Origin of the sequence: Maribacter sp. 2-571 (assembly GCF_050589625.1) — a bacterium.
GTDB lineage: Bacteria > Bacteroidota > Bacteroidia > Flavobacteriales > Flavobacteriaceae > Pelagihabitans.
This window is the reverse complement of sequence record NZ_JBNGOP010000027.1, coordinates 15,524-28,254: the sequence shown is the minus strand read 5'-3', so window position 1 is coordinate 28,254 and position 12,731 is coordinate 15,524. Positions and strand designations below refer to the sequence as shown.

Here is a 12,731-nt window from a genome sequence, read left to right as displayed (position 1 = left end):
AGTCCGTATTAGTTTGGTTAGTATTGGTTTTCTTCGACTAGGTCTATTTCTACTTTAAGGTTTTCGATGATAAATTCCTGTCTGCTCGGGGTGTTTTTGCCCATATAAAACCGTAACAGCTCCTCAATGGACATCGCCTTGTCGAGCATCACGGGCTCCAAACGGATATCGTCCCCGATAAAATGCTGAAACTCATCGGGAGAAATTTCCCCTAGTCCCTTAAAACGGGTAATTTCCGGCTTGCCCTTTAGCTTTTGGATGGCGTTACGGCGTTCTTCATCACTATAGCAATAGATGGTCTCTTTTTTGTTACGGACCCGAAACAAGGGGGTCTGTAAAATGTACAGGTGGCCTTCTTTGATGACTTCGGGAAAAAACTGTAGAAAAAAGGTGATCAGCAACAAGCGGATATGCATCCCGTCGACGTCGGCATCAGTGGCGATTACAATGTTATTGTACCGAAGATCTTCCAAAGACTCTTCAATATTCAATGCCGCTTGCAACAAATTGAACTCCTCGTTCTCGTAAACGATTTTTTTGGACATTCCGTAGGAGTTCAACGGTTTTCCCCGCAAACTGAATACCGCTTGGGTATTTACGTCCCTCGATTTGGTAATGGATCCGGAAGCCGAATCCCCTTCCGTTATAAATAAGGTGCTGTCCAACCTATTGTCTTTTTTCATATCGCCCAAATGCACGCGACAATCCCGTAATTTCTTGTTGTGCAGGTTGGATTTTTTGGCGCGGTCCCTGGCCAACTTTCGTATTCCGGAAAGTTCTTTACGCTCCTTTTCGGCCATCATGATCTTGCGCTGTAACTTTTCGGCGGTTTCCGGATTCTTGTGAAGGTAATTGTCCAGATACTTCCCGACAAAATCGTTGATATAACTGCGCACCGTGGGGAAATTACCGCCCATTTCCGTAGAGCCCAGTTTGGTTTTGGTCTGGCTCTCAAAAACCGGCTCCATCACCTTTATGGAAACGGCACTGATGATCGATTTGCGAATATCGGAGGCATCATAACTTTTTCCGTAAAAATCCCGGACGGTCTTTACGATGGCCTCCCGAAAAGCGGCTTGATGCGTACCGCCCTGAGTGGTGTGCTGCCCGTTTACAAAAGAATGGTATTCCTCGCTATACTGGGTCTTACTATGGGTAATGGCCACCTCGATGTCGTCCCCCTTTAAATGGATGACCGGGTACAACATATCCTCTACATTGTTGTTGTTCTCCAACAGATCTTTCAATCCGTTCTCGGAATAAAACTTTTCCCCGTTGAAAACAATGGTCAGCCCCGGATTCAGGTACACATAGTTCCAGAGCATACGCTCCACATATTCATTACGGTACTTGAATTTTTTAAAAATGGCTTCGTCGGGAACAAAGGTTACTTTGGTCCCTTTACGCTTGGACGTTTCCATGGGGCCCTCTTCCAAGGTCAGGTCCCCTTTTTGAAATTGGGCCGTTTTTACTTTGTTCTCGCGGGAAGACTGTACTTCAAAAAAACTGGAAAGTGCGTTAACGGCTTTGGTACCGACCCCGTTAAGTCCAACGGACTTTTTAAATGCCCGGCTGTCGTATTTCCCTCCCGTATTCATTTTGGAGACCACATCGACCACTTTTCCCAAGGGAATTCCCCTACCATAGTCACGCACCTTTACACGTTGGTCCTTGATGCTGATCTCTATTGTTTTTCCCGACCCCATCACAAATTCATCGATACAGTTATCGATTACTTCTTTTAATAGGATGTAGATGCCGTCGTCGGCCGAAGAACCGTCCCCAAGTTTCCCGATATACATACCCGGACGCAAACGTATGTGCTCTTTCCAATCGAGCGAACGTATATTGTCTTCGGTATATTGGTTCTTTTCTGACATGCGAGGAGTTTTTCGAAAGTGTCGTTAAAGATAGTATGGCTTTCAAAAAGATAAAACCCCTTCACGTTAAAGTAATTAACAAACCGTGCAAAAAGATTGTTGATAGCGGTTGCTACACAACGGCTCGTATTTTAAGATTAAAATACCGCTTTTTGTGCTTTTGAATCTCTTAAAAAGGGAGCGCTATACGTTGAATCGAAAATGCATGACATCACCGTCCTGCACCACATAGTCTTTTCCCTCCACGCGCATTTTACCTGCCTCCTTCACCTTGGTTTCACTACCGTAGTTCTCGTAATCGTGATACGAAATGACCTCGGCACGAATAAACCCTTTTTCAAAATCGGTATGGATTACCCCTGCCGCCTGGGGAGCTGTAGCACCCACGGGGATGGTCCACGCTCGCACCTCCTTTTCCCCTGCGGTAAAATAGGTCTCCAGTTGCAACAGTGCGTATGCGCCTCGGATCAGTTTTGCGGAACCGGGTTCCGAAAGGCCAAGGTCTTCCAGAAACAGCTGTCGTTCCTCGTAGGTGTCCAGCTCCGTAATATCGGCCTCCGTACCAACGGCAAGCACGACCACTTCGGCATTTTCGCCGGCAACCGCCTTCTTTACCGTATCAACATAGACGTTCCCATCAACAGCGGCACCCTCGTCCACATTGCAGACATACATTACCGGTTTGTCGGTGATGAACTGTAAAGGCCGCACATATTCGGCCCGAGCATCTTCATCGATGGCAATGGCGCGTACCGAAGTTCCGGATTCCAGCCCTTCTTTAAGCCGCAACAATACCGTTTCTTCCTTTTGGGCGTCCTTGTTCCCGGTTTTTGCCGCACGCTTTACCTTATCCAATTTTTTTTCTACCGTTTCCAAGTCCTTCAACTGCAGTTCCATATCAATGGTTTCTTTGTCCCGAATAGGATCTACGGAACCATCGACGTGTACGATATTATCATTGTCAAAACACCGGAGTACATGCAGTATGGCATCGGTTTCGCGAATGTTTCCCAGAAATTGATTGCCCAACCCCTCTCCTTTGCTGGCTCCTTTGACCAATCCGGCAATATCTACGATTTCGACCGTGGCAGGAATTACCTTTTCCGGATTTACAAGACCTTCCAATTTTTGCAATCGCGCATCCGGCACGTTTACGACACCAATGTTGGGTTCTATGGTACAAAAAGGAAAATTAGCACTTTGTGCCTTTGCATTGGACAGACAATTGAACAATGTGGATTTCCCTACGTTGGGCAATCCTACGATACCTGCTTTCATCGAATTGTATTATAAATTGAATGGTTGTGTAACTACTATGTGTAAAAAAATGCTAAGATAAGAAACAACACCCCTAATGCCGCATAAAAATAGCATTGAGCCGTTTTGAAAGGTTTTTTAATACGTTAAAGCATGGTAGTGTAAACTGAGGATAAAAACAAACTAATGCTCATCACCAAAAACAATCGCTAAAATGAAGATTACCCCTCCGGATGCATAAATTTTTGCTTCCCTAAGAGGGTTTCTTCCGATTCTACCCGATCTTCATCGGGTACACAGCAATCAACAGGGCATACCGCTGCACATTGTGGCTCCTCATGAAAGCCCATGCATTCGGTACACTTGTCCGGGGAAATATAATAAATTTCATCGCTGATCGGCTCCTGTACCTCGTCCGCATCGACCGCTTTGCCGTCCGGAAGCACTACCGAACCTTCCAATGACGTTCCGTCGCTGTAACGCCATTCGTCGGCGCCCTCATAAATGGCCGTGTTCGGACATTCGGGTTCACAAGCCCCACAATTGATACATTCGTCTGTTATGATAATAGCCATAATCGTCTTTTTCTGTAAACCGATATCGAACCCGGGCATCCCTTGTCGAATATCTTTTAGTTTGTACGCTGTTCAAGGACAACCTTACGCTTCACCTTAAAAATATCGCGCCGTAATCCTTACTTTTGAACAAAGGTAACCCCTAAAACATTTTTGCACAAGTATATGATCGACCAACAACCGACATTTAAGGCATTTGTAACACTTGGTTCATTTTTACGGGATTTTTGCAACGATCCCGCGGAAACATCGGAGTGGAAATCGCGATTGCGCGATGGAATACGTTTGGCGCGACAGCAAAACAAATGGTTTACCGAGGAAAATGTACATTTTGCCCTTCAAAATTGGGGCGACCTATTGACCGAAACAAAACTGACCACTTGGCTGCAGGCTTATGACGTTAACGCAACCTCGTTAGGGACACCCAAAACCGTGGCCTTGATCATGGCCGGAAATATTCCGTTGGTGGGCCTACACGACTTCCTATGCATTTTACTTACAGGAAACAAAGCCCTTTGCAAACTTTCTTCGAATGACAGCGCACTGATCACTTTTATAGCGGATTACCTTATTCATGTAGAACCTTCACTTGAATCCAAAATCGAGTTTAAGGAAGGCACCATCAACGGTTTCGAAGCGGTTATCGCTACGGGAAGCAATAACACCGCTCGGTACTTTGAGCACTACTTCGGCAAGGTGCCCCATATTATCCGGAAAAACCGGAATTCCGTAGCCGTACTTAGCGGTAAGGAAAGTACAGCGCAATTGAAAGGGCTCGGACAGGATGTTTTTCGCTATTTTGGTTTGGGATGCAGAAGTGTATCCAAGTTATTTGTGCCAAAATCCTATGATTTTGACCTCTTTTTTAAGGCGATCTATGCGTTTCACCCCATTGTCAACGAATTGAAATATGGGAACAATTACGACTATAACAAGGCAGTATACCTTATGTCCGAATACCTTTTAAAGGACAATGGTTTTCTGTTGTTGAAAGAAGATACCGGCTATGCCTCACCGATCGCCTGCCTGTTTTATGAGTATTATGAAAACGCCGCAGCTTTGGAGACCCGGCTTTCCCAAGACAGGGAACAACTACAATGTATCGTATCCGACGGCTTTCCAATGGAGTCGGTCGGTTTTGGCGAAACCCAAAAACCTTCGCTGGACGACTATGCAGATGGTGTGGACACTGTTGATTTCCTGTTGAAAATATAATAGAATTAGCGGCCGATTTCCGCAATACTTCCTTAGAAAATTAGCATCTTTAGCCTTTAAAAAATGAAACACCGCGCAAGACGCAACATGATTGGTTTTTTTGGCGACCGCGGTTTTTCTTTGAACTTGTTTCAACGTTGTTTGGGACCTAGAAAACCGGCTTTTGTGCCGTTGTGAAGTCATCTTTAGTGCTTATAACCGGGCTATGGTTTCTAAAAACGGCAAAACAAGTGCGTAAAATGGTATTGGTAGGGAAAAGAAAAGTTTAAACGAGTTCATTACATAAATTTATAGGATAAACAATCGTTCGACATGAAAAAACACAATTTTAGCGCAGGACCTTGCATTTTACCCCAAGAAGTACTTTTAAAAGCTTCGCAAGCGGTTATGGATTTTAACGAGTCTGGCCTTTCCCTTATCGAGATATCACATAGGAGCCCCGACTTTGTCGCCGTTATGGAAAATGCCCGTGCTTTGGCGCTAGAACTGTTGGGGCTGGAAAACAAAGGCTACAAGGCGCTCTTTTTGCAGGGCGGTGCCAGCATGGAGTTTTTAATGGTGGCCTACAATCTTTTGGAAAACAAGGCAGGATATCTGAATACGGGAACTTGGAGCGATAAGGCCATTAAAGAGGCCAAACTGTTCGGAGATGTTGTAGAAGTGGGATCTTCAAAAGACGAAAATTTCAATTACATCCCAAAAGGGTATGCAGTTCCCGAGGGACTCGATTACCTCCATTTGACCTCCAATAACACCATTTTTGGCACCCAAATCAAAAAATTCCCGAAAACCGACGCCCCATTGGTGTGCGATATGAGTTCCGATATTTTCTCTAGGGAGCTCGATTTTTCAATGTTCGACATCATTTATGCGGGGGCACAAAAGAATATGGGACCGGCGGGCGCCACATTGGTTGTTATTAAAGAAGACGTTTTGGGCAAGGTATCGCGCAAAATCCCATCCATGATGGATTATCAGGTGCATATTTCAAAGGATAGCATGTTCAACACCCCATCGGTTTTTGCGGTATATACCTCAATGCTGACCTTGGAATGGCTGAAAAATCTGGGAGGTGTAGCAGCCATCGAAGAAACCAATGAGAAAAAGGCACAACTGCTTTATTCGGAAATTGACCTCAATCCCATGTTCAATGGGTATGCCAACAAAGAGGACCGTTCGAACATGAACGCCACCTTTACCATTGCCGACGAACGCTTAAAGGATACGTTCGATAAGCTTTTGAAAGAAGCGGGTATCAATGGACTGAACGGACATCGCTCCGTGGGCGGCTATCGGGCATCCATGTACAATGCCCTCCCCTTGGAGAGTGTCGGTATTTTGGTAGATGTGATGAGCGATATTGAACGAAAAGCCTAAACAAACGTACAACAGTGCCTATTGATGAACGGAAACATTTTTTGGGTTACTTTTTAGAACTACAATATGAAAATATTAGCAAATGACGGCATTTCCCAAAGCGGTGTCGACGCCTTGGAGGCGGCGGGTTTTACGGTAATCCTTACAAAAGTCGCCCAAGAACAATTACAGGCCTATCTTATAGAAAATGGCATTGTTGGGCTTTTGGTGCGCAGCGCCACACAGGTTCGAAAAGAACTCATCGATTCGTGCCCCGACCTCAAGCTTATTGGCCGTGGCGGAGTGGGAATGGACAACATTGACGTTGCCTATGCCAAAGAAAAAGGGCTTGCCGTAATCAATACCCCGGCGGCATCTTCGGAATCGGTAGCTGAATTGGTATTTGCCCATTTGTATGGGGGTGTTCGATTTTTGTACGATGCCAACCGTGCTATGCCGTTAGAGGGAGATTCGAAGTTTAAAGCACTTAAAAAAGCCTACGCCAAAGGGAGCGAACTAAGGGGAAAGACCCTTGGGATCATCGGATTTGGCAGAATCGGCCAGGCTACAGCCAGAATAGCGCTCGGGGTAGGCATGAAGGTAGTTTATGCAGATCCGTTTTTAGCGCAAGTAACCGTTACCGTTCCCTTTTTTGATGGGCAGCAGCTGGAATTTAAGCTTAAGGCTACGGAGAAGGACAGGCTTTTGCAACAATCGGATTTCATAAGCGTCCACGTTCCGGCACAAAAGGAATATGTTATCGGGAAAAAGGAGTTCGCTCAAATGAAAAAGGGCGTTGGCATCGTTAATGCCGCGAGAGGTGGGGTACTGGATGAAGTAGCTTTGATAGATGCCATAGCGGACGGCACCGTTCGCTTTGCAGGACTCGATGTTTTCGAATCGGAGCCCAAACCGGAAATCCCTATTTTGATGCATCCTAGCATTTCGTTATCACCACATATCGGGGCGGCAACAGAAGAGGCGCAGGACCGGATCGGCCTGGAACTTGCTTCTCAAATTATTACGATATTGGGATAGTTCCAAGAATTTTAAGACCACTTTTTTTCCACTGTTCTTTTTTGTACTTTACCCTAAATTAATAAACACTAAACTATTATGGCAGGATTATTAGACTTATTGGACAGCCCAATGGGAAAACAACTCATTAGCGGCGTGGCGGGACAAACCGGACAATCGCCCGAAAAGGCGGGAAGCGTTTTGACCATGGCCTTACCCGTGCTAATGGGCGCTATGAAAAGAAATGCATCGACCCCTGAAGGTGCGCAAGGACTTATGAACGCATTGTCCAATAAACACGACGGAAGTATAATGGATAACCTCAGTGGTCTTTTTGGAGGTGGTGTAGACGATTCCGTAATGAACGACGGTGCCGGTATACTGGGCCATGTGCTTGGCGAAAAACAACCGCAGGTACAAAATGCACTTAGCCAAAAATCAGGTTTGGACGCCGGTTCGATCGGTACCATCCTAAAAGTGGCGGCACCCATTTTAATGGGCTTTTTAGGAAAGCAGGCAAGCCAACAGAACGTTTCGAACGCAAACGGTATCGGCGACCTTCTCGGAGGTTTAATGGGTGGTGGCGACACTGCTGTTAAACAACAATCGCTAATCGAAAGCTTTCTGGATTCTGATGGCGATGGTAGCGTTTTGGACGATGTTGCAGGTATGGTACTCGGTAGCGGAAAAAGTAGCGGCGGTGGACTTGGAAGTCTTCTTGGCGGACTTTTTGGAAAGTAATACCATTTTAACTTTGAAATAGGAAGCCGTTCTTTTTTGGAACGGCTTTTTTTTGTACTTTAAAAAAGGAGAATGGGTATAATACCATCCTATTTATTTTTTTAATCGTTAAAGGCAAAAGCGAAGGAAAACAAGGCCTTATCACAACAAAACAACTTCCGTTAATATGAAAATTGCCCTTGGTTTTTCGTTAGTATTTCTTTTGGTCGCTATATTTCCTGGGTGTTCCGCTACCAAAAATACCGCTTTGAACATATCCGAGGAAGAAAAAACCGCCTTCACCCAAAGCGACGGCCGACAAGACACCGTGCTGCTAAGCAGCGACGCTACCGAATATGAACTCATTATAATCGAACCCGGTTTTAATACTTGGTTACAGGGCGTAGCTAGGCCAAAAGGCTTTTATTCTCAATCCTTCTTGGAGCGACGCAACCTATTTTACGTGAATGCCTGGAACCAACGGACCTTATCGCCGCAACGCTATGATCCGATGTTGTATCAAATGCAAATCGATTATGATTCCCGGATCGACTATGGCTATGATCTCAACTTTAAGCTGTACAACTACTTTATCTATTTTCAGCGAAAATATAGACAACGTTTGGGGCCCTTTACCCCAAGAATCTAATATCTTTGCAGGCGAAATCGAACCATGGAAAAATTAAAGCAACGTTGGGGAATAGATTCCAACTTTCAAATCATCGTTATCTGTATCGTTTTTGCAATTACCGGATCATCCTCCGTATATGTGGCCAAGCCTTTCCTGCAATGGATAGGTCTTTCTAAAGCGGCCTTCCCCGATGGTATTTTAGGTGGATTTTTATATTGGACACTCCGTATTTTGTTGATATTCCCCTTTTATCAAGTACTGCTCGTAATATATGGATGGCTTTTCGGTCAGTTCAAATTCTTTTGGAATTTTGAAAAAAAAATGCTTTCCCGAATGGGACTTGGGTTCCTATTTAAGAACTCGTCTTGAGTTGTTGTTTACAACCGAGAATGAAGGCTTTTGTGTCGTAATGAAGCCTTTTTAAGGTTGCATAGCCATAGCTACGGAAGCTGAAAATGGTGAAATTACGGTGCAAAATGCGAAATTCGAAGGTAAAAGAACAACTCAAGATGAGTTCTAAATGAAATTGGGTTTTATTTAACATGGACCGCAAAACGGAATAGCTATTTTTGCCGCGTGAAACGTAATCGTTATTACATACAGATTTCATTTGTACTTCTTACCCTTTTACTGGTAAAGGTAACTTCCTTGCATGTTTACACGCATGCAGAGGATTGCGATACTTCCATAGAACAGTGCGCCATTTGTGATGTTGCCTTGGAAAATCAGCAGCCCTATCAACTAAGCGATAGCGTTTATGAATTTCGATTTGTGGATATTCCTATCGTCACTACAGTAAACTATGGCTATCGTAGTTTAAGTGAGTCACCCTTATCGCGTTTTTCCCTTTTTGGAAGACCTCCTCCGTTTTTAGGATAACTCCGTCTAAAGGGGTCCTTGTTTTGGGTACTCCGGATTTGTCATCCTAATTTTTCATGAATGAAACCCTTTTTTTTGTTCCTCCTGGCCCTATGGTCGGTGACACCTATTTTCGCGCAGGAATGCGATTATAGTATTCGCGGTGAGGTCATTGATTTTCACGATAAAACCCCGCTTTCGGAAGCGCTGGTATCAATAACCGGCACCGACAGATATGTTACAACCGATACAAACGGTACGTTTCGTATCGGTATGTTGTGTCCGGGACCGCTGGAGCTGGAAATTTCCCATGCCGAGTGTACCTCGAAGTTTGTGTTCGTGCCAGCGGATCAAAAAAAACCGCTTAAATTATCGCTGGAACATCATCTAGAAGAATTGGAAGAGGTTCAGGTCACCGGGGACACCCAAAGAAAACAAACCGCCTCTTCCATTGAAAAAACGGTGCGTACGGAAACTATGGACCGTATGGCCGGAAGCAACTTGGGCGACGTACTGAAACAGCTTAGCGGGGTAGCTTCCTTGAACACCGGAGCGAACATAGTAAAACCGGTCGTACAGGGGCTTACCGGAAGTAGAATTTTAATACTGAACAACGGGGTGCGCATGCAGGATATGGAATGGGGCGATGAACATGCCCCAAATATCGATATCAATGCCGCCGATCGGCTAACGCTGATAAAAGGCGCCGGCGCGTTGCAGTATGGTGGGGATGCCATTGGTGGCGTCATCATGGTCGCTCCGGAAAGGATTTTCGCAAAGGACAGCCTGTATGGTACTTTTTTGGCCAGCGGGGCCACCAACGGTAGGGGCGGCACAACTTCTTTGGAATTGATAAAGTCTTTTGATAATGGGCTCTTTTTTAAAGTTCAGGGATCGTACAAACGTCTCGGCGATTTAGAAGCACCCGATTATCTTTTATCGAATACAGGCGTTTCGCAAATAGGAACGTCCTTGCAAATCGGGAAAAATGCCTTTCGGGAAGGATGGGAATTGTTCTATTCCTATTTCGATTCCGACATCGCCATATTAAGGGCATCCCATATCGGAAACGTGGACGATTTGATCACCGCCATCAACAGTCGGCAACCCAATGTCATCGACCCTTTCAGTTATACCATCGACAACCCCCGCCAAGAGGTAAGCCACCATTTGGTAAAAGGAAAGTATTATCGGCGTTTTGAGGGCTTGGGGAAATTGACGCTTCAATACGATTTTCAGAGCAACCAACGCTTTGAATACGATTTGAGAAGAGGAGACAGAAGAAACATTCCGGCCATTGACCTAAAATTAAATACCCATACGTTCAATGCCGATTTTAAAGCGGACGCCAATTCGCAATGGGAAAGCCGCTTTGGAATAATGGGGCGCTATCAGCAGAATATTGCCGATCCCTCCACCGGGGTACGCCGATTGATTCCCGACTATGAAAAATACGATATGGGCCTTTTTGGCACTACTTCGTATACCCTTTCGGATGCACTGGTACTGGATGCGGGATTTCGGTATGACTTTACCCGCATCGACGCTAAAAAATTCTATCGTCTTTCGCGTTGGGAAGCACAGGGGTACAATAGCGACTTTGAAGACATTATCATAGAAGATCTCGGGTCTCAACTACTCACCAACCCGGTACTCGATTATCATAATTTTTCGGGCACCCTTGGCGCGGGATATCAACTCGGAAACGAGAACGAACTTCGGGTGAATTATGCTTTTTCGCAACGTGCACCGAACCCATCGGAACTCTTCAGTGAAGGGCTTCACCATTCGGCCGCCCGCATTGAACTGGGCGATTTACGGATCAAAAGCGAAACCTCCCATAAACTAGGGATTTCCTTAGAGAAAAGTGTCGCCGACTGGGGCTACACGCTGGTGCCCTACATCAATCAAATCAATGATTTTATACTTATAGAGCCAACAGGGGCCGAATTTACCATACGGGGCGCATTCCCGGTCTGGAGCTATCGCCAAACAGATGTTGTAATGGCAGGGGTCGATGCTTCCGTATACCGACAATGGTTGCCCAAATGGCGGAGCGAGCACCAATTTTCCTTTATTAAAGGTAGGGACGAGACCTTGGATGGACCGATCATTAATATGCCTCCGGTCCAAATTCAAAATCGATTGGTGTACCGAAATCCAGAATGGCAGTACCTCCGCGTTGCGCTCGATAGCAAGTATGTGTTTCGGCAAAATGAGTTTCCGTCCTATGTCAACGTATTCTCGCCGCAAAGCAATGAAAATGTGGTTTTGGATATCAACACTCCCCCACCCGCCTACCATCTTTTGAACCTGGATATGGAAACGCGATTTGACTTGTTTAAAAAGAAGGATTTGACCGTAGGCCTTAGTATATTAAATGTGATGAATACCAATTATAGAGATTACCTGAACCGCTTGCGTTTTTTTGCCGACGATCTTGGCAGAAATTGGGCACTGCGGCTCATATGGAGTATTTGAATTTTAAATTACTAATATAAACCCTTTTAAAACAACACCTATGAAAAAAGTACCCTTTTACGCAATTATGACATCCTTGGCATTTATGGCAGTAAGCTGTAGTAGCGATGATAACGACCCGGAAGAAGTGCTGGAACAAGAAGTGATTACCACAATGACAATCACTTTAACACCTTCCGAAGGTGCCGCTATTACCCTTCAGTCCCGAGACTTGGACGGTGATGGCCCCAACGTTCCTGAAATCAATGTTTCTGGGCCACTCACGCCAGGGGAAACCTACACTGGTACAATTGTGTTACTGAACGAAACGGAATCTCCCGCAGAGGACATTACTTTGGAAGTAACGGAAAAAGCTGACGAACACCAATTTTTCTATGGCGTTTCCGGAGGCTTGGACGTAACCACCGAATATACCTCTTTCGACAGTGACCAAAACCCTTTGGGAACAGCGTTCAGCATTACTACGGGAGAAGTGAGCTCAGGATCGGTTTTATTTACGTTACGACATGAGCCAAAAAAACCGAATGACGGGAGCTTGGCCGATGCCGGAGGAGAAACCGATATCGCGGTAAGTTTCGATCTAAGTATCGAATAACGATATCGAAAAACACATTAAGCATTACAGTGCTTTAAAAATGCGATTTATGTGCTATAGGGGAGTCAAAAAAAGACTAGGATCTGTCCGCTGTGACAATCGGTTTTTGCTTGGCTCCCTTATATAAATACGTATAACACCACATA

12 protein-coding genes are annotated in these 12,731 nt (G+C 45.1%); 9 read left to right on the top strand and 3 right to left on the bottom strand.

Annotated features, from left to right (window positions below):
- Window positions 1-17 precede the first annotated feature (17 nt).
- The 3 genes from ACRD7P_RS16735 to ACRD7P_RS16725 all read right to left on the bottom strand — a co-directional run bounded on the left by ACRD7P_RS16735 (window position 18) and on the right by ACRD7P_RS16725 (window position 3,712).
- Entirely contained in the window at window positions 18-1,880 is a 1,863-nt protein-coding gene (locus ACRD7P_RS16735; RefSeq protein WP_430908813.1) for a DNA topoisomerase IV subunit B, read from the bottom strand.
- 183 nt (window positions 1,881-2,063) lie between these two features.
- Window positions 2,064-3,158: a redox-regulated ATPase YchF gene (gene ychF, locus ACRD7P_RS16730; protein WP_430908812.1), complete on the bottom strand. Its 1,095-nt coding sequence runs from the start codon at window positions 3,156-3,158 to the stop codon at window positions 2,064-2,066.
- A gap of 200 nt (window positions 3,159-3,358) precedes the next feature.
- The gene (locus ACRD7P_RS16725) at window positions 3,359-3,712 is read right to left on the bottom strand and encodes a 4Fe-4S dicluster domain-containing protein (RefSeq protein ID WP_430908811.1); all 354 of its coding nucleotides are present in this window, start codon (window positions 3,710-3,712) and stop codon (window positions 3,359-3,361) included.
- 153 nt (window positions 3,713-3,865) lie between these two features.
- Between ACRD7P_RS16725 and ACRD7P_RS16720 the strand changes: the two genes are divergently transcribed.
- The 9 genes from ACRD7P_RS16720 (at window position 3,866) to ACRD7P_RS16680 (ending at window position 12,585) form a co-directional block, all read left to right on the top strand.
- Window positions 3,866-4,927, top strand: coding sequence for an acyl-CoA reductase (locus tag ACRD7P_RS16720; protein WP_430908810.1), 1,062 nt, complete (start codon window positions 3,866-3,868; stop codon window positions 4,925-4,927).
- A gap of 312 nt (window positions 4,928-5,239) precedes the next feature.
- Window positions 5,240-6,304 (top strand): 3-phosphoserine/phosphohydroxythreonine transaminase, encoded by a 1,065-nt coding sequence (gene serC, locus ACRD7P_RS16715; protein WP_430908809.1) that lies wholly within the window; start codon window positions 5,240-5,242, stop codon window positions 6,302-6,304.
- 66 nt (window positions 6,305-6,370) lie between these two features.
- Window positions 6,371-7,321 (top strand): D-2-hydroxyacid dehydrogenase, encoded by a 951-nt coding sequence (locus tag ACRD7P_RS16710; protein ID WP_430908808.1) that lies wholly within the window; start codon window positions 6,371-6,373, stop codon window positions 7,319-7,321.
- Between the two features lie 78 nt (window positions 7,322-7,399).
- Entirely contained in the window at window positions 7,400-8,041 is a 642-nt protein-coding gene (locus ACRD7P_RS16705) for a DUF937 domain-containing protein (RefSeq protein ID WP_430908807.1), read from the top strand.
- Between the two features lie 166 nt (window positions 8,042-8,207).
- Window positions 8,208-8,669, top strand: coding sequence for a DUF6146 family protein (locus ACRD7P_RS16700; protein WP_430908805.1), 462 nt, complete (start codon window positions 8,208-8,210; stop codon window positions 8,667-8,669).
- A 24-nt stretch (window positions 8,670-8,693) separates the two neighbouring features.
- The gene (locus tag ACRD7P_RS16695; RefSeq protein ID WP_430908804.1) at window positions 8,694-9,020 is read left to right on the top strand and encodes a DUF6787 family protein; all 327 of its coding nucleotides are present in this window, start codon (window positions 8,694-8,696) and stop codon (window positions 9,018-9,020) included.
- A 207-nt stretch (window positions 9,021-9,227) separates the two neighbouring features.
- Window positions 9,228-9,530, top strand: coding sequence for a hypothetical protein (locus ACRD7P_RS16690; RefSeq protein ID WP_430908803.1), 303 nt, complete (start codon window positions 9,228-9,230; stop codon window positions 9,528-9,530).
- Window positions 9,531-9,590: 60 nt separating this feature from the next.
- Complete coding sequence (locus ACRD7P_RS16685) at window positions 9,591-11,990, top strand: TonB-dependent receptor (RefSeq protein WP_430908802.1); 2,400 nt, start codon at window positions 9,591-9,593, stop codon at window positions 11,988-11,990.
- A gap of 40 nt (window positions 11,991-12,030) precedes the next feature.
- Entirely contained in the window at window positions 12,031-12,585 is a 555-nt protein-coding gene (locus ACRD7P_RS16680; RefSeq protein WP_430908800.1) for a type 1 periplasmic binding fold superfamily protein, read from the top strand.
- Window positions 12,586-12,731 lie beyond the last annotated feature (146 nt).